The organism is Corynebacterium freneyi (assembly GCF_030408835.1).
Taxonomy (GTDB): Bacteria; Actinomycetota; Actinomycetes; order Mycobacteriales; family Mycobacteriaceae; genus Corynebacterium; species Corynebacterium freneyi.
In genome coordinates, this window is sequence record NZ_CP047357.1 from 308,959 (window position 1) to 326,769 (window position 17,811).

General features: G+C 69.1%; 15 protein-coding genes and 4 tRNA genes. 18 read left to right on the forward strand and 1 reads right to left on the reverse strand.

The window, feature by feature from the left end:
• Window positions 1-3: 3 nt before the first annotated feature.
• From menD to CFREN_RS01405, 4 genes are read left to right on the forward strand one after another with little or no spacing between them, the layout of a single operon-like run.
• Window positions 4-1,665 carry a 2-succinyl-5-enolpyruvyl-6-hydroxy-3-cyclohexene-1-carboxylic-acid synthase gene (gene menD, locus CFREN_RS01390; protein WP_209654815.1) on the forward strand — a complete coding sequence of 554 codons (1,662 nt, stop codon included), beginning with the start codon at window positions 4-6 and terminating at the stop codon, window positions 1,663-1,665.
• Between the two features lie 24 nt (window positions 1,666-1,689).
• Window positions 1,690-2,199 carry a DUF3592 domain-containing protein gene (locus tag CFREN_RS01395; protein WP_246580161.1) on the forward strand — a complete coding sequence of 170 codons (510 nt, stop codon included), beginning with the start codon at window positions 1,690-1,692 and terminating at the stop codon, window positions 2,197-2,199.
• Window positions 2,200-2,210: 11 nt separating this feature from the next.
• Window positions 2,211-3,365 (forward strand): glycosyltransferase family 4 protein, encoded by a 1,155-nt coding sequence (locus CFREN_RS01400; RefSeq protein ID WP_070520996.1) that lies wholly within the window; start codon window positions 2,211-2,213, stop codon window positions 3,363-3,365.
• Window positions 3,366-3,374: 9 nt separating this feature from the next.
• Entirely contained in the window at window positions 3,375-4,064 is a 690-nt protein-coding gene (locus tag CFREN_RS01405; protein ID WP_209654256.1) for a demethylmenaquinone methyltransferase, read from the forward strand.
• A 123-nt stretch (window positions 4,065-4,187) separates the two neighbouring features.
• Here CFREN_RS01405 and CFREN_RS01410 read toward each other — a convergent pair whose 3' ends face one another.
• Complete coding sequence (locus CFREN_RS01410; protein WP_209654254.1) at window positions 4,188-5,468, reverse strand: geranylgeranyl reductase family protein; 1,281 nt, start codon at window positions 5,466-5,468, stop codon at window positions 4,188-4,190.
• A 222-nt stretch (window positions 5,469-5,690) separates the two neighbouring features.
• Here CFREN_RS01410 and CFREN_RS01415 point away from each other — a divergent pair, with 222 nt between their 5' ends.
• The 14 genes from CFREN_RS01415 (at window position 5,691) to rpoB (ending at window position 17,805) form a co-directional block, all read left to right on the forward strand.
• A complete protein-coding gene (locus CFREN_RS01415; protein WP_070520824.1) occupies window positions 5,691-6,740 on the forward strand; it encodes a polyprenyl synthetase family protein in 1,050 nt (349 codons plus the stop codon).
• Between the two features lie 220 nt (window positions 6,741-6,960).
• A tRNA-Tyr gene (locus CFREN_RS01420) sits at window positions 6,961-7,045 on the forward strand.
• 328 nt (window positions 7,046-7,373) lie between these two features.
• A tRNA-Thr gene (locus tag CFREN_RS01425) sits at window positions 7,374-7,449 on the forward strand.
• 53 nt (window positions 7,450-7,502) lie between these two features.
• Window positions 7,503-7,576: transfer RNA gene (locus tag CFREN_RS01430), tRNA-Met, on the forward strand.
• A 76-nt stretch (window positions 7,577-7,652) separates the two neighbouring features.
• A tRNA-Trp gene (locus CFREN_RS01435) sits at window positions 7,653-7,725 on the forward strand.
• Between the two features lie 39 nt (window positions 7,726-7,764).
• Window positions 7,765-8,076, forward strand: coding sequence for a preprotein translocase subunit SecE (gene secE, locus CFREN_RS01440; protein WP_070520821.1), 312 nt, complete (start codon window positions 7,765-7,767; stop codon window positions 8,074-8,076).
• Between the two features lie 159 nt (window positions 8,077-8,235).
• Window positions 8,236-9,126 carry a transcription termination/antitermination protein NusG gene (gene nusG / locus CFREN_RS01445; RefSeq protein ID WP_070520818.1) on the forward strand — a complete coding sequence of 297 codons (891 nt, stop codon included), beginning with the start codon at window positions 8,236-8,238 and terminating at the stop codon, window positions 9,124-9,126.
• A gap of 236 nt (window positions 9,127-9,362) precedes the next feature.
• Window positions 9,363-9,797 (forward strand): 50S ribosomal protein L11, encoded by a 435-nt coding sequence (rplK, locus tag CFREN_RS01450; protein WP_070523280.1) that lies wholly within the window; start codon window positions 9,363-9,365, stop codon window positions 9,795-9,797.
• 100 nt (window positions 9,798-9,897) lie between these two features.
• Window positions 9,898-10,614, forward strand: a complete 717-nt coding sequence (rplA, locus tag CFREN_RS01455; RefSeq protein ID WP_035121382.1) for a 50S ribosomal protein L1 — start codon at window positions 9,898-9,900, stop codon at window positions 10,612-10,614.
• 119 nt (window positions 10,615-10,733) lie between these two features.
• Window positions 10,734-11,492, forward strand: a complete 759-nt coding sequence (locus CFREN_RS01460; protein ID WP_209654253.1) for a hypothetical protein — start codon at window positions 10,734-10,736, stop codon at window positions 11,490-11,492.
• Window positions 11,493-11,754: 262 nt separating this feature from the next.
• Window positions 11,755-12,270 carry a 50S ribosomal protein L10 gene (gene rplJ / locus CFREN_RS01465; RefSeq protein WP_070523274.1) on the forward strand — a complete coding sequence of 172 codons (516 nt, stop codon included), beginning with the start codon at window positions 11,755-11,757 and terminating at the stop codon, window positions 12,268-12,270.
• 90 nt (window positions 12,271-12,360) lie between these two features.
• A complete protein-coding gene (gene rplL / locus CFREN_RS01470; protein WP_035121373.1) occupies window positions 12,361-12,747 on the forward strand; it encodes a 50S ribosomal protein L7/L12 in 387 nt (128 codons plus the stop codon).
• 139 nt (window positions 12,748-12,886) lie between these two features.
• Window positions 12,887-13,939, forward strand: a complete 1,053-nt coding sequence (gene pgfA, locus CFREN_RS01475; protein WP_083291652.1) for a cell envelope lipid trafficking protein PgfA — start codon at window positions 12,887-12,889, stop codon at window positions 13,937-13,939.
• Window positions 13,940-14,316: 377 nt separating this feature from the next.
• Window positions 14,317-17,805, forward strand: a complete 3,489-nt coding sequence (gene rpoB / locus CFREN_RS01480; protein ID WP_209654251.1) for a DNA-directed RNA polymerase subunit beta — start codon at window positions 14,317-14,319, stop codon at window positions 17,803-17,805.
• Window positions 17,806-17,811 lie beyond the last annotated feature (6 nt).

Genomic DNA, 17,811 nt, shown 5'->3' on the forward strand with positions numbered 1-17,811 from the left:
GTGATGGCGGGGCTCATCGTCGACGAGCTGATCCGTTGCGGCACCCGGGAGGCCGTGGTGTGCCCCGGTTCGCGTTCGGCGCCGCTGGCCCGCGCCCTGCTGTCCGCCGAGCGCGCCGGGCGCCTGCGCCTGCACGTCCGCCCCGACGAACGGTCGGCGGGATTCCTGGCGCTGGGCTTGGCCGCGGCGACGGGGACGGTGACGCCGGTGGTGGTGACCTCGGGCACCGCGGTGGCGAACCTGCTGCCCGCGATGGTGGAGGCGACGTATTCGGGAGTGCCGCTGATGGCGCTGACCGCCGACCGTCCGGCGTCGTACCGGGGCACCGGCGCGAATCAGACCATCGTCCAGGACCGGCTGTTCGCCGACGCCAGCGTCTGCGAGGTCGACGTCGACGGCACCACGCCGGTGTCGGACTCGGGCGCGGCGGCGCTGCGGGCGCGGATCGACCGCATCGTGGCGGCGGCGCTGGCCACCGGGCGGGGCGGTGCGGTGCACCTCAACGTCCGGCTGGTCGAACCGCTGGTGCCCGACGAGGAACGCCTCCCGGATCTGCCCGCCGGCCGCGGCGATGGTCCGTGGACCGAGCTGTGCCACCTCAACGGCGGACGGGCGGGACACCGGGCCGTCGCAAAGCTTGACGTGTCCCGGAAAACGCTGGTCATCGCGGGTTCGGGTGCGCCCGACGTGCCGGAGCTGGCGCAGGTGCCGACGATCGCCGAACCCAACGCGCCCGCCCCGGAGACGCCGGTGCACCCGCTGGCGGCGGCGACGTTCGGGCGCGACGACTGCCGACCCGAACAGATCGTGGTGCTCGGGCGGCCGACGCTGCACCGTGGCATCGCGCGACTGCTGGCGGACCCGCGCATCGACGTCACCGTCGTGGCAGACGGCGACGACTACCCGGACGTCAGCGCCAACGCGCGGCGGGTCGTGGCGGGCATCGACGTCGTCGGCGAATGCGGCGACGAATGGCTGGAGATCTGCGAGGCAGCCTCCGAGCTGGCGGCGGCGGCCGTGCGCGACGTCGTGTCCGCCCATGAACCGCTGACCGGCCTGCACGTCGCGGCGGCGGTCGCGGACAGCCTCCGCACCGGCGAGCAGCTGGTGCTCGGTGCGTCGAACCCCGTGCGCGACGCGTCGTGGGCCGGGCTGCCGTTCCCGGGCGTCGACGTCCACGCCGGGCGCGGTGCCGCAGGCATCGACGGCACCGTGGCCACCGCCATCGGCATCGCCCTGGCCCGGGATCGCGCCCATGCCGACGAGATCCGCCCGCCGCGCACCATCGCGCTGATGGGCGACCTGACGTTCCTGCATGACGCGGGCGCGTTGCTCATCGGCCCGGGCGAGCCGCGCCCCGAGTCGCTGACCATCGTCGTGGCAAACGATTCCGGCGGGGGCATCTTCGAAACCCTCGAGGCGGGTGCGCCGGCGTTGCGCGGCAGCTTCGAGCGGATCTTCGGCACGCCGCAGGCGGTGGACATCGCGGCCCTGTGTGATGCCTACGGGGTGGAGCATCAGGAGGTCGCCGACCTGCGGGACCTGCTGGCCGTGCTGCATCCCGACACCGACGTCGACGGCATCCGGGTCGTCGAGGTCGCCACGTCCCGGGCGGGCCGCAGGGAGCTTCACGACGAGCTGGCCCGGAAGGCGGCGCTGGGATAGATGACGGGGCCGGATGCAGGAGGAGTGAAGCGGGAGCGCGGGGCGGCGCGCGGGATTCCCGGCGTGTACACGGGATGGCCGCGGCGACTCCGGCAGCTGATCCTGTTCCTGCTCATCTGCCTGGCGGTCGTGTGCGCGGGAATGGTCTACGGCGCGTGGTCGGACGACCGGGCCATCGAATCGGACACCGGCCGTGCCGTCGCGGCGGTGCGGCACGTCGGCGCGCTGCGCACGGCGGTCGACTTCATCGACGAAACCGGCGAGTTCCGGTCCCCGCCGACGGGCCTGCTGTATCCGGTCGGTCTGGAGGAGGGGCAGCGGGTGCGCGTCGAGTACGACCGCGCCGATCCCGAGCGGGTGCGCGTCGAGGGGCGGCGGTGGACGCTGTCGATCATCCCGGCGCTGAGCATCTTCGTAGTCGGTCTGCTCGTGGCGGCGCCCCCGTGGTGGCTGAGCATCCGCGCCACCCGCCGTTTACGTGAAAATTCCGAAACCGTTACCGGGCCGACACCGCGAGGTGAGGTGGGGATGTGATGGTGGAACGCATGCGAGTTGCGATTGTCGCGGAAAGCTTTCTTCCGAACATCAACGGCGTGACCAATTCCGTCCTCCGGGTCCTGGAGCACCTGGACGATCACGGCCATGAGGCGCTGGTGATCGCCCCGGGGGCCAGGCCCTTCCAGGAGGAGCAGGAGACGTACCGGGGTTTCCGCATCGAGCGGGTGTCCACCGTCATGGTGCCGATGGTCGATTCCCTGCCCATCGGCGTCCCCGAGGCGCGCGTGGCGTCGCTGCTGGCCAAGTTCAAGCCCGACGTCGTCCATTTGGCGTCGCCCTTCGTCCTCGGTGCGGCGGGTGCCTTCACCGCGAAGACGCTGCGCATTCCGGCCGTCGCCGTCTACCAGACCGATGTCGCCGGTTTCGCCAAGAACTACAAGCTGGCGGGGCTGTCGTCGGCGGCGTGGGCCTGGACCCGCGTCATCCACAACGCCTGCGCCCGCACGCTGGCGCCGTCGTCGCCGACCATCGCCGACCTGGAACGCCACCGCATCCGCAACGTGCACAAGTGGGGCCGCGGCGTCGACGCGGTCCGCTTCCACCCGGCGAAGCGGTCCGAGGCGCTGCGCAGGATGTGGAGCCCGGAGGGCAAGCCGATCGTCGGCTACGTCGGCCGCCTGGCCGCGGAGAAGTCCGTCGAGCGTCTCACCGAGCTGTCGAAGCGCGGTGACGTGCAGGTGGTCATCGTCGGCGACGGCCCGGAACGCCCGGATCTGCAGAAGCGCATGCCCGACGCCGTGTTCACCGGCCAGCTCACCGGCGAGGATCTGCCGCAGGCGTTCGCCAGCCTGGACCTGTTCGTCCACACCGGCGATTTCGAGACGTTTTGCCAGGCGGTCCAGGAGGCCCACGCCTCGGGTGTGCCGGCCATCGCCCCGAACGCCGGCGGCCCCCGCGACCTGATCACCCCCGGCGTCAACGGCGACCTGCTCGAGCCGGGGACGTTCGTCCGGGACCTGGGGGCGGCCGTGGACGGGCTCATTTTTCCGGGCGACCCGGAGGGCGCCGAGCGGATGCGGCGGGTGTGCCGCGACACCGTCCGCGAGCGCACGTGGTCTGCGCTGTGCGAGCAGCTCATGGGTCACTACGTGGCGGTGAGCGGCGCCCACCCCGGTTCGCTGCGCCGCCGCAACGCCGCGTAGCCTGGCGGGGTGGCTAGGGCAGATCTGGGCAAGGACCCCCGCGACGTCGCGACGATGTTCGACGGCGTCGGCGAGAACTACGACATCACCAACACGGTGCTCAGCGCCGGCATCGACGCGCATTGGCGTCGCGAGACCGGGCGCCGCCTCGATCTGGCCCCCGGCGAGCTGGTTCTCGACCTCGCCGCGGGCACGGCCGTGTCCACGGTGGAGCTGTCGAAGTCGGGTGCCACGGTCATCGCCTGCGATTTTTCGCGGGGCATGCTCAAGGCCGGCGCCCACCGCGATGTGCCGAAGGTGTGCGGCGACGGCATGAACCTGCCGTTTCCCGACGGGACCTTCGACGCGGTGACCATCAGCTTCGGTCTGCGCAACATCCACGACTTCCGCGCCGGCCTGCGTGAAATGGCCCGCGTGACTCGCCCGGGCGGCCGCCTGACGGTGTGCGAGTTCTCCACGCCGACGGTGCCGGTGTTCAGCCAGCTGTACAAGGAGTACCTGATGCGCGCCCTGCCGGCGGTGGCGAAGGCGGTGTCATCCAACCCGGACGCCTACGTCTACCTGGCCGAGTCGATCCGCGCCTGGCCCGGGCAGGAGGAACTCGGCCGCGAGATCAACCGCAACGGGTGGGCTGAATGCGGTTGGCGGAACATGACCTTCGGCATCGCCGCGCTGCATTCGGCGGTCAAACCGGCGTAGCTTTCCGCTTTACGACGCCCACCTGCTCGGTGGCGCGTCCCCGGGTCGAGTTCGGCGTCGATCCCCCTGGGCGATGCCCCGCCCCCGGTTCGCCGGTGCCGATGCCGCCGATCTCGGCGAGCGTCAACTCCAGGGAGGCCGGGAGTCCACCGCGAGGGACGCCTTGCCCGCCGCGCGCCACACGCGGGCGGTGAGATCCCGGTCCTCCGGCGTGATCAGGTTGCCCATCAGGCGGGCGGCGGCGCCCATGACGGCATCGCCCCAGGGGGCGCCGAGCGTCAGCGGGCCGCCGGCGGGCAGCAGCCACGGCACCGTCAGGCCGGCGGCCAGACGGCGGGCGAGGGAGTATGCCTCGCCGTAATGGTCGCGCAGCATCGCCGGCCACGAATGAGTCAGCCCCGCCGGATCTCCGGCGACGTCGCGCAGCAGGCCCACGACGAGCCGCGCCGACTCCATGCCGTAGTCGATGCCCTCGCCGTTGAGCGGGTTGACCAGGGCCGCGGCATCGCCGAGCAACGCCCAGTTCGGGCCGGCGATGTGGCTGACCGCCCCGCCCATCGGCAGCAGGGCCGACGTCACCGCCTCCGGTTGCCCCAGGCCCCATTCATCGCGGACCTGCCCGGCGTAATGGTGGAGAAGCTTCTTCACGTTGACCTTCGCCGGTCGCGACGACGTCGCCAACGCGCCGCAGCCCAGGTTCACCCGACCGCCGCCGAGCGGGAAAATCCAGCCGTACCCCGGCTGCACCGTGCCGTCTTCGTCGCGAAGCTCCAGGTGGGAGTGGATCCACTCCTCCTCGCGGGTCGTCGTGCAATAGGACCGGGCGGCGACGCCGAACACCGAGTCCCGGTGCCACGTCCGACCCAGCTGCTTGCCGACCGGACTGCGCACGCCATCGGCGACCAAAAGCCAGCGGGTGGCGATGCGTTGCTGCGCGCCGTCGTCAAGCCGAACCGACACGGCCGCCACGCTGCGGCCCGGGCCCCGCTCCACCGACGTGACCGGAGTCCCGTCCAGCAACGTCGCGCCACGAGACACCGCATGGTCGACGACCATCGCATCGAACACCGTCCGGGGCACCGCCGAACCGACCGCGGGAAACGCCCCCTCCGGCCACGGGGCGGTGATGGAACCACCGAAACCGTGGAGCTTCAGGCCGCGGTTGCGGGCGCGGGAGAGCACCTCGTCGGCAAGCCCCAAGCGCTCCAGCTCCGCGATCGCCCGCGGCGTGAGCCCATCTCCGCAGGTCTTGTCGCGCGGAAAGGTCTGGGCGTCGATCAACAACACGTCCAACCCACGGTCCGCCGCATGCGCCGCCGCCGCGGCCCCCGTCGGGCCGGCGCCGACCACCACTACATCGGCGGAGGACGGGATGTGCTGCGGAATCGGCGACTGGGCGGTCATGGTCATCAAGGCTATACGGGCCGCGGGCACGGGAGGGGAGGGGGACGCCGTCGGGCGGGGCCTGATGATTGGGCATGAGCCCCGGTGAATTACGGTATGTTCGGCATATCCACAGGTTCGCCGCGGCCACTCGTCGCGGGCGCGTGCCGCGGTCGGTCGCTTCCGGCGACGCCCGCGCGAACCGATGAACCGACGACGATTCGAATCAAAGGCGGGACCCGAATGCGTAACGGCGCAACCAGCGTTTCCGACGCTCCGAGCATCCAGCGGACCGGCGGCGAGCGCGTCGCCAGCGTCGAACTCGGCGACCCCGAGCTGGAGCGCGTCGTCACCGAGGGCATGCGCGCCAGCGAGGAACTGCTCATCGGCGAGCTCAGCAAGGGCGAGGAATTCCTGGTCGAACGCGTGCGTCACCTGGCCGACGCCGGCGGCAAGCGGTTCCGCCCCATGTTCGCCATGCTCTCCGCGCAGTTCGGCCCCCGCCCCGACGCCGACGACGTGGTCACCGCCGCCACGGTCATCGAGATGACCCACCTGGCGACCCTGTACCACGACGACGTCATGGACGAGGCCGACATGCGCCGCGGCGTCGAGTCCGCCAACTCCCGCTGGGGCAACTCGGTGGCCATCCTCTCCGGCGACTACCTCTTCGCCACCGCCTCCCGCCTGCTGGCGCGCCTGGGGGCGGAGACCGTCGCCCACTTCGCCCGCACCTTCGGGGATCTGGTCACCGGCCAGATGCGCGAATCCATCGGCGCCCCGGAAGGCGCCGACCAGGTGGAGCACTACCTGCAGGTGATCCGGGAGAAGACCGGCGTGCTCATCGCTTCCTCCGGTTATCTCGGCGCGCTGCACGCGGGGGCGGACGAGAAGACCGTCGAGGCCCTGTCCCGCTACGGTGGCCTGGTCGGCCTGGTTTTCCAGATCGTCGACGACATCATCGACATCTCCTCCGATTCGGAGCAGTCCGGCAAGACCCCGGGCACCGATCTGCGCGAGGGCGTGTTCACCCTGCCGGTGCTCTACGCGCTGCGCGAGGAGGGCCCGGTCGGCGACCGGCTGCGCGAAATCCTCGTCGGCCCCGTCACCGACGACGACCTGGTGGCGGAGGCCCTCGACCTGCTCGGCCGTTCCGCCGGACCGGAGCAGGCGCTGGCGCTCGTCCGCGAGCTCATGGAGGAGGCGGAGGCCGTCATCGCCGATCTGCCCGAGATCCCGGCGAAGGACGCCCTGCGCCACGTCGCCGACTACACCATCGCCCGCGTCGGGTAGCTCTTCCGCACCCGGTTCGCGACGGCGGACACGTGAAAGCCGGCCCCCGCTGTCCCGGGGGCCGGCTTCGTCGTAGTTGCCGTCGCGGCCATCGCGGCCACCGTCGTCCGATGCGCCCCGTCAGCGGCCGTTTTGCCGATGACGAACGTCGCCGCCGCCAGCGGATTTGGTGCCCCGGGGAAGTTCTGGGTAGCATTCCTTTCGCACCCATGAGGTGCACGCCAGATTGCCCGAGCGGCCAAAGGGAGCGGATTGTAAATCCGTCGGCATTGCCTTCGTTGGTTCGAATCCATCATCTGGCACCACACGGAACCGGGGCCCGGATCGCGACAGTGATCCGGGCCCCGGTTCTTTCGCGTGCGCACCCGGGCCCTGCTTTGCGACGTCGGGGACGTGCGTCGTCGTCACGCGAGAAAGGCCGGGAGGCGACGCGCGGAAAGGTGCCGACGAGACTCGGGGAAAGGGAACGCGGAAGCGGCCTGAATGTGCCGCCGCTATGCGCGAAAATCAGCCTCGATTCGTGGTCTGGCCTGCTGATTTGTGTATGCTGTCGAGGTCGGGTTAATCTTTCTCTCGGCTTCGCAGGGAGCGCCCGAGGGTCCACAAGGCCGCAAGCGCGAACCTAGTTGCCATGCCCCCTTAGCTCAGTCGGCAGAGCGTTTCCATGGTAAGGAAAAGGTCGACAGTTCGATTCTGTCAGGGGGCTCCATTCTTTTGTTCGGCAGTAGCCACCACGGCAGCGTCGGGCGAGTGAGAATGCGGGGCGATGTAGCTCAGATGGTGAGAGCGCACGACTCATAATCGTGAGGTCGGGGGTTCGATCCCCCCCATCGCTACTGGTGACCACGTTCACCATCCCCGGCTAGCCCGCGTGCTAGGGTGGGACACCGTTGCACGGATTCCGTGCGACGAAGGGGCGTAGCTCAATTGGCAGAGCAGCGGTCTCCAAAACCGCAGGTTGCAGGTTCAAGTCCTGTCGCCCCTGCAAATACCCCTTAAGCCGGAAACCCCCTCGAGGAGAGACGTGGCCGAGGAAAAGAGCACCACCGCAGCAGCGCGCCCCACGGGCAAGCGCCAGGTTTCAGGTGCCACCCCCACCGTGGCCAGGGACAGCCGCCCGGTCAAGCGCAACGACGAAGAGCGCCTGGGCACCCGCAACCCCGTGACCTTCGTCAAGCAGGTCATCGCGGAAATGCGCAAGGTCATCTGGCCCACCGGCAAGCAGATGGTCGTCTCCACCATCGTCGTCCTGCTGTTCCTGGTGTTCATGGTCGCCCTGGTGTGGGGCGTCGACACCCTCGCCGGCATGGGCATTCAGGCGATCTTCAGCGGGTAAGGTATACTCGCCGACAACGATGTTTCATCCCGCCACCGCACCAAGCGGTAGGCGGGATTATCTTTTGCATTGTCCGCCGCGGCAACGGCCGAGCTGCCCCGCGGCGACGCACACGGACACGGCGCACTCGCTGCGCACAGACTGGAAGGGTCGCACCGAATGAACGACGGTCAGAACATCTTCTCCGACGCCGAAGGCCAGACCGGCCCCATCGGCGACGCGATCATCGACGCCGCGAAGGAGGCCGCCGAGGCCGACTCCGGCGACGCCGCCACCGCCGCGGCCGAGGGCGCGGGCCAGGACGCCGCGGAGGGCCTCGAGGCGGCCGGCGCCGTCGACGCCGCCGAAGGCGCCGAGGGTGGCGACGACGCCGCCGAGGCGCAGGAAGTCGACCCGGAGGCCGAGTACCGTCAGCGCCTGCGCGAGTTCCAGCGCGAGCTCAAGCGCCGCAAGGGCGACTGGTACATCATCCAGTGCTACTCGGGCTACGAGAACAAGGTGAAGGCCAACCTGGAGATGCGCGCCCAGACCCTGGGCGTCGAGGAGCAGATCCACGAGGTCATCGTCCCCATCGAGGAGGTGCAGGAGCGCAAGGACGGCAAGCTCAAGACCGTCAAGCGCAAGCTGCTGCCCGGCTACGTGCTCGTCCGCATGTCCCTCGACGACCCGTCGTGGTCCGTCGTCCGCGATACGCCGGGCGTGACGTCCTTCGTCGGCTCCGAGGGGCACCCGACCCAGGTGAAGATCCGCGAGGTCGCCAAGTTCCTCATGCCGAAGGAAACCGTCACCGCCGACGCCGCCGAGGGCGCCCAGGCCGGCGACGCCGCCGAGCTGTCCGTCGCCGCCGCCCCCAAGGCCGAGGACGACAAGGTCGCCATCGACTACGAGGTCGGCGAGTCCGTCACCATCCTGTCCGGCCCGTTCGCCTCCGTGGCCGCCACCATCTCCGAGATCGACCCCGCCACGGGCCGCATCAAGGCGCTGGTGTCCATCTTCGGCCGCGAGACCCCGGTCGAGCTCGGCCTGGACGAGGTCGAGAAGCTCACGTAGCACGCCCCCCGGTCCGCCGCGGGGCCGCCCGGGCCTGCTCCGCGCCCGCCCCGCGCCCGCCGCGATTTTGGCGGCGGGCCGTAGCCGGGTAACGTCATCCGTCGCGCGCCAACCGGCGCGCGACGAATTTTTTTCATCCCCGGTGGCTGGCCGTGCGCGGTCGGCATCCGGACGGGTGGCCGCAGGCCCCGGCATCATGGCGGCGGCGAGCCCGGTAACAAGGAAGAAGGTCCCCGATGCCCCCGAAGAAGAAGCTCCAGGCGATCATCAAGCTGCAGATCCAGGCCGGCCAGGCCAACCCGGCCCCGCCGGTCGGCCCGGCCCTGGGCGCCCACGGCGTCAACATCATGGAGTTCTGCAAGGCGTACAACGCCGCCACGGAGAACCAGCGCGGCAACGTCGTCCCGGTCGAGATCAGCGTCTACGAGGACCGCTCGTTCGACTTCACGCTGAAGACCCCGCCGGCCGCGAAGCTGCTGCTGAAGGCCGCCGGCCTGCAGAAGGGCTCCGGCGTCCCGCACACCGACAAGGTGGGCACCGTGACCATGGACCAGTGCCGCGAGATCGCCGAGCAGAAGAAGCCGGACCTCAACGCCAACGACATCGAGGCCGGTGCGAAGATCATCGCCGGCACCGCCCGCTCCATGGGCATCGTCGTCGAGGGCAAGTAATCCCCCCCGCGCCGCCCCGCACCCCGGGGTGGCGTCCATTGACCGTGGCAGGGCCCGCTTCGGCCCGCACCACAACTCCAACGAGAAGATTGGAATCACCATGAGCAAGCAGTCCAAGGCCTACAAGGCCGCCGCCGAGAAGATCGACGCCGGTCGTCTGTACTCGCCGATCGAGGCCACCAAGCTGGTCAAGGAGACCTCCTCGCAGAAGTACGACGCTTCCGTGGACGTCGCCATCCGCCTGGGCGTCGACCCGCGCAAGGCCGACCAGCTGGTCCGCGGCACCGTCTCCCTGCCGAACGGCACGGGCAAGACCGTCCGCGTCGCCGTTTTCGCCGCCGGCGAGAACGCCACCAAGGCGGAGGAGGCCGGAGCCGACTTCGTGGGCACCGACGAGCTGATCGAGAAGATCCAGGGCGGCTGGACCGACTTCGACGTCGCCATCGCCACCCCGGACCAGATGGCCAAGGTCGGTCGCGTCGCGCGCGTCCTGGGCCCCCGCGGCCTGATGCCGAACCCGAAGACCGGCACCGTGACCACCGACGTGGCCAAGGCCATCACCGAGGTCAAGGGCGGCAAGATCTCCTTCCGCGTGGACAAGGCGTCGAACCTGCACGCCCTGATCGGCAAGGCCTCCTTCACCGCCGAGCAGTTGGCCGAGAACTACGGCGCCCTGCTCGACGAGCTGCTGCGCCTGAAGCCGTCCGCGGCCAAGGGCAAGTACCTGAAGAAGATCACCCTGTCCTCCACCAACGGCCCGGGCATCCCGGTCGACTCCTCCGTGGTGAAGAACTACACGGGCGCCGAGGAGGCGTAAGTCTCCTGCGGGGGTGATGCCCCGCTTCGGCTCCGGACCCGGCCCGCGCTTTTTCGCGCGGGCCGGGTTTTTGCGTCATTCCGGCCCCCGCGGCCCCGTCGGGCGCATATGTTTTTCCCATGCACACTAGTTCCGGCCGACCCGGGGGTCAGCCCCGAGGGGATCGAGAGGAGAGCGGGGCCCGCGAGGCGTCCGCGCTTCGGGCGATCCTTCGGTTGGCGGAGCTTGACGACGGTTCGGGGTTCGTGCTCGAGGAGCTGGAAGCTACTCTCGCCGGACTCGACGACGATGTCCGGGATCTGCCGTCGGTTCGCGTGGCGGCCGAGCCTTTTCTCGCGGAAGTGCGGTTGGGCCTCGGCGACGACGGTCCGGTGGCGACGCTGCTGGAGGAGTCGGTCGACAGGGCCCTGGCGGGTGATGCGGCGTCGCGGGTGGTCGTGCTCCGGGTGCTGAGGGCACTGGTCCGGATGGACGCGGTGGAGTTGCGCGACGTCGTCAAGCATCTGCACAAACGGGTGGACGGAGCCGACCGGGTGCTGGCCACCGGGCTGCAGCTCGCCGTGGCGGTGCTCGACGCGGTCGGGCCGGGCGCTCACCCCCTGGCGTTTCCCCGGCTGCCGGGACGGTTCGCCGACCGGGTGCTCATGGCCGGCGACCCCGAGTTGCTGTGCTTTTTCGCCGACGTCGAAATCGCCGTCCACGGTCGCGAAAAGGACGACCGGCGCATCGCGGAGGAATTGACCCGGGCAGCGGAACTGAACCGTGAGTCGGGGCGACAAGCGACGGGCGGGGCGGGTGCCACGTCGGGGCCCGGCTGCGGGGGAGACCGCAAGACCGGTCGCGCCGACGATTTTGGAGATGCGGACCCCGGCGTGTAAGGTTCCGCAATGAAGTTTGACCGGCTCCTTCGGGAAGTCGGAGACTCAAGTTTCACCGAAGACCGCCGGTTTCCTGGTTTCCAGGATGAAGGTTCAGCGCACACGCTGACGGCCCGCGCAGGATGACTTGGAGTCGTGAAACCGCGTCGGCATCGCCGCGCCTCTTTTCACGCCCCGGCCGTTTTGCGCCCGGGGCGTTCGTCGTTTCGCACCGAATCCGGCGTCGAACCCACGACACATCAGGAAGGAGGCGAGAGTACCCATGGCAGTCAACGCCGTTAAGCAGGCGGCCGTCGCGGCCCTCAAGCAGGACGTCGACGAGTCGAACGCCATCGTTCTCACCGAGTACCGCGGCATGTCCGTCGCGGAGATCACCGAGCTGCGTCGCGCCCTCGGCGCCGACGTGAAGTACTCCGTCGCCAAGAACACCATGATCAAGCTCGCCGCCGCCGAGGCGGGCGTCGAGGGTCTTGACGAGCACCTCAACGGACCGACCGCCGTCGCCTTCATCAAGGGCGAGGCCGTGGACGCGGCCAAGGCGATCAAGAAGTTCGCCGAGGACAACAAGAACCTCGTGATCAAGGGCGGCTACATGGATGGCGCGGCCATGGACGCCGCGCAGTTCCAGGCCCTCGCGGACATGGACAACCGCGAGACCACTCTGGCCAAGCTGGCCGGTGCCTTCAATGGCGTTCTGGCGAACGTCGCCGGCCTGCTCGATGCCCCCACCTCCTCGGTCGCCCGCCTCGCCGCGGCGCTCGAGGAGAAGAAGCAGTAGAGCACCGGCACCACAGACCCCACACCGCGTGCCCCGACCGGGCCCGCACCCCGCGGTTCACGCCGCACTTGACTTCACAGGAGACACATCATGGCTAAGTACACCACCGAGGAGCTGCTCGAGGCGTTCAAGGAGATGACCCTCGTTGAGCTGACCGAGTTCAAGAAGGCGTTCGAGGAGGAGTTCGACGTCACCGCCGCCGCTCCGGTCGCCGTGGCCGCCGCCGGTGCCGGCGACGCCGGTGCCGCCGCCGCCGAGGAGAAGGACGAGTTCGACGTCGTGCTCGAGGACGCCGGCGCCAAGAAGATCGGCGTCATCAAGGCCGTCCGCGAGCTCGTCTCCGGCCTGGGCCTGAAGGAGGCCAAGGAGATGGTCGAGGGCGCCCCGAAGGCGATCCTCGAGGGTGCGTCCAAGGACGACGCCGAGGCCGCCAAGGCCAAGCTCGAGGAGGCCGGCGCCAAGGTTTCCCTCAAGTAAGGAACCTGCGCCGCGGCATCCCCGCGCCAGCTTTTTCGCCGGACCCCGCCCGCATGCCAATCGCATGCCGGCGGGGTCCGGTCATTTTGCATGGGGTATTCGTGCGGTGGGGAAGTGACGGCTGAGTAGGATGGTGCGCATGCTTCCCCGTTCGCGCATCATTGCCGTCCTGATCATCGGTCTCGGCGCGGCGATGATCGCCGCCGGCGCTTTCCTGCCCCGCCTGATCTCCGATGATCCGAAGATCCCCCTGGATCTGCCGGACACCACATACACCCTGCGGGCGGAGGATGCGGTCTCCACGAAGCTGTCGCCGGACGGCGGCAGGGAAGACGCCGTCGGCCCGGTTCGGCGTCAGTTCCATGGCGAGCTGATCCAGCCCGCCGACGAGCAGCGGGTGTCGGTGCGCCTGGGCGCCGCGACGACCCGCGAGCTGCCGCCCGAGGTGATGGGCACCGACCCGATCCTCGAACTCGTCGACGCCTCGATCTGGACGTTCACCATCGACCGTCTCGGTGGCGAATTCCTGGGTCCGGCGATGCTCACCGACCAGATGGCCGGCGTGCCCATCGAGGTGCCCGTCGAGGGGTACTGGGTGAAGTTCCCGGCCGGCGCCGGCGAGGAAACCTACCCGGTGTTCGACGATTTCCTGCGCCGCACCGTGCCCGCCGAGTACGCGGGCACCGAGGACATCGGCGGCAACGAGGTCATGCGCTACCGCCAGACCATCGAACCGACGAACCTGGCCGCGCTGTACCGGTCGAACATGTCGCAGATCTTCGCCGACGACAAGACGGGCTTCCTCATGTACCAGGGCACCCGCGACTGGCTGGTCGAACCGGACAGCGGCATGGTCGTGGGCATCCACGAGGACCTGGACTTGCGCTGGGAGACCCGCGAGGGGGAGCGGCTGCGCACGCTGCTGCGCTTCGTCGGCGGCGTCGATGAACAGGCCTCGGCCCGACTGCTGCAGCAGGCGCTCGACGTCGCCGACACGACGCCCGTGCGCCCGTGGTCGATTGCGCTTCTGGTGATCGGTGCTATCTTGGCGTTCGGCGGAACCGTCGGCGCCTTCCGGCCCGACGAACGCACCCGCGAAAACGACCGGAAACGGCGCGGCGGTGCAGCGGGCGAAAAGACCCGCGAACGGAAATGGACCCTCGAGGCCGGCGATCCAGCGCCCCGGCCCTGATCCGATCCGGCCGCTCACCCCGCCTCCGATCCGGCGGCCCCGGGTCCCGTCGAATACACCTCGCCGACATCGAACGCTCACCGTCCGGATGTCGGCCGGACACGCGCACGCAATATCCGGTGGACTTGCGGCCTGTGATGGTATAGGCTGAGTCGTTGCGCTGGAATTAGGTGTGTCGTAGTGTCCCCACTTGACGTGCCGTCTGGAACCACGGTGGCGTCGCAAAGCCCATGAACTGGTGTTTTGCCACCCCCGCCCCGTTCCCGACGAGCATCGTCCGCAAGGCTCTGCCCGCCACCGTGTGATTCCTGCAAACCAAACGCTTAAAACCAAGCGGAAGGGCGCGCCACCGGTTGCCGGCGCCCCACCCGCGTGAGGTGCTGGAAGGACCCATCTTGGCAGTCTCCCGCCAGACCAAGGCAGTGGCCGGTATTCCCGGAGCTTCGAAGAGGTACTCTTTCGCGAAGATCAGCGAGCCGATTCCGGTTCCGGGTCTTCTCGATCTGCAGCGTGAGTCGTTCGCATGGCTCATCGGCACGCCCGAGTGGCGCGCCCGCCGCCAGGAGGAACTCGGCGAAGGGGCTCAGGTCACCAGTGGACTCGAGGACATCCTGGACGAGCTGTCCCCGATCGAGGACTACTCGCAGAAGATGTCCCTCACCCTGTCCGACCCCTGGTTCGACTCCGTGAAGAACACGGTGGACGAATGCAAGGACAAGGACATCAACTACTCGGCGCCGCTGTACGTCACGGCCGAGTTCACCAACCGCGAGACCGGCGAAATCAAGTCGCAGACGGTCTTCATCGGCGACTTCCCGATGATGTCCGACAAGGGCACGTTCATCGTCAACGGCACCGAGCGCGTCGTCGTGTCGCAGCTCGTGCGATCCCCGGGCGTCTACTTCGACGAGACCATCGACAAGTCGACCGAGCGCCCCCTCCACTCCGTGAAGATCATCCCGTCGCGCGGCGCGTGGCTGGAGTTCGACGTCGACAAGCGGGACACCGTCGGCGTCCGCATCGACCGCAAGCGCCGCCAGCCGGTCACCGTGCTGCTCAAGGCCTTCGGCTGGACCACGGAAGAGATCAAGGAGCGCTTCGGCTTCTCCGAGATCATGATGTCGACCCTCGAGAAGGACGGCGTCGCCAACACCGACGAAGCCCTCCTGGAGATCTACCGCAAGCAGCGCCCGGGCGAGCCCCCGACGCGCGAGTCCGCGCTGGCCCTGCTGGAGAACAACTTCTTCAAGCCGAAGCGCTACGACCTGGCCAAGGTCGGCCGCTACAAGGTCAACCGCAAGCTGGGACTCGGCGGCGACGGCGTCGGCGAGATGGTCCTCACCGAGCAGGACATCGCCACCACCATCGAGTACCTCGTGCGCCTGCACGACGGCGAGAAGACCATGACCTCCCCGGACGGCCGCGAGGTCCCGGTCGAGGTCGACGACATCGACCACTTCGGCAACCGTCGCCTGCGCACCGTGGGCGAGCTCATCCAGAACCAGGTCCGCGTCGGCCTGTCGCGCATGGAGCGGGTCGTCCGCGAGCGCATGACCACCCAGGACGTCGAGTCGATCCAGCCGACCACCCTGATCAACGTCCGTCCGGTCTCCGCGGCCATCCGCGAGTTCTTCGGCACGTCGCAGCTGTCGCAGTTCATGGACCAGAACAACTCGCTGTCGGGTCTGACCCACAAGCGCCGCCTGTCCGCGCTGGGTCCCGGCGGCCTGTCGCGCGAGCGCGCCGGCCTGGAGGTCCGCGACGTCCACCCGTCGCACTACGGCCGCATGTGCCCGATCGAGACCCCGGAAGGCCCGAACATCGGCCTGATCGGTTCGCTGTCGGTCTACGCCCGCGTGAACCCGTTCGGTTTCATCGAGACCCCGTACCGTCGCGTCGTCGACGGCAAGCTGACCACCGACGTCGACTACCTGACCGCCGACGAGGAGGACCGCTACGTCGTCGCCCAGGCGAACACGCCCGTCGACGCCGACGGCCAGTTCGTCAACGACACGCTGCCGGTCCGCAAGAGGGGCGGCGACGTCGAGGTCGTCCGCGCCACCGAGGTCGACTACATGGACGTGTCACCGCGCCAGATGGTGTCGGTCGCCACCGCCATGATTCCGTTCCTCGAGCATGACGACGCCAACCGTGCCCTCATGGGCGCGAACATGCAGCGTCAGGCCGTGCCGCTGCTGCGCGCCGAGGCCCCGTTCGTGGGCACCGGCATGGAGCAGCGCGCCGCCTACGACGCCGGTGACCTGATCATCGCCCCGTGCGACGGCGTGGTCGAGACCGTGTCCGCCGACTTCATCACCGTCATGGACGATGAGGGCCAGCGTCACACGTTCATCCTGCGCAAGTTCGAGCGCACCAACCAGGGCACCAGCTACAACCAGAAGCCGCTCGTCGACGAGGGCGACCGCGTCGAGGCCGGCCAGGTCATCGCCGACGGCCCGGGCACCGACAACGGCGAGATGGCGCTGGGCAAGAACCTGCTCGTGGCGTTCATGCCGTGGGAAGGCCACAACTACGAGGACGCGATCATCCTCAACCAGCGCATGGTGGAGGAGGACATCCTCACCTCGATCCACATCGAGGAGCACGAGATCGATGCCCGCGACACCAAGCTGGGCCCGGAGGAGATCACCCGCGAGATCCCGAACGTCGGCGAGGACATGCTCAAGGACCTCGACGACCGCGGCATCGTCCGCATCGGCGCCGACGTCCGCGACGGCGACATCCTCGTCGGCAAGGTCACCCCGAAGGGCGAGACCGAGCTGACCCCGGAGGAGCGCCTGCTGCGCGCCATCTTCGGCGAGAAGGCCCGCGAGGTGCGCGACACCTCGATGCGCGTGCCGCACGGCGAGTCCGGCAAGGTCATCGGCGTCCGCGTGTTCTCCCGCGAGGACGACGACGATCTGGCCCCGGGCGTCAACGAGATGATCCGCGTCTACGTCGCCCAGAAGCGCAAGATCCAGGACGGCGACAAGATGGCCGGCCGCCACGGCAACAAGGGCGTCATCGGCAAGATCCTGCCGCAGGAGGACATGCCCTTCCTGCCGGACGGCACGCCGGTCGACATCCTGCTGAACACCCACGGCGTGCCCCGCCGAATGAACATCGGCCAGGTCCTCGAGGTGCACCTCGGCTGGCTGGCGAAGGCCGGCTGGACCATCGAAGGCGACCCGGAATGGGCCAAGCGTCTGCCGAAGGAGCTGTACGACGTTCCGGCGGACTCCCTCGTGGCGACCCCGGTGTTCGACGGCGCGGAGAACGAGGAGCTCGCCGGCCTGCTGGCGTCGTCCCGTCCGGACCGCGACGGCGACGTCCTGGTCAACGCCGACGGCAAGGCGCAGCTGATCGACGGCCGCTCCGGTGAGCCGTTCCCGTTCCCGGTGTCGGTGGGCTACATGTACATGCTCAAGCTGCACCACCTGGTGGACGAGAAGATCCACGCGCGTTCCACGGGCCCGTACTCGATGATCACGCAGCAGCCGCTGGGCGGTAAGGCCCAGTTCGGTGGCCAGCGCTTCGGCGAGATGGAGGTGTGGGCCATGCAGGCGTATGGCGCCGCCTACACCCTGCAGGAGCTGCTGACCATCAAGTCCGACGACGTCGTCGGCCGCGTGAAGGTCTACGAGGCGATCGTGAAGGGCGAGAACATCCCGGATCCGGGTATCCCGGAGTCGTTCAAGGTGCTCCTGAAGGAGCTTCAGTCGCTGTGCCTCAACGTCGAGGTGCTGTCCGCCGACGGCGTCCCGGTGGAGCTGAGCTCCACCGACGACGACGAGCTGGACCACGCCACGGCCTCTCTGGGCATCAACCTGTCGCGCGACGAGCGTTCCGACGTCGATACCGCCTAACCGCGG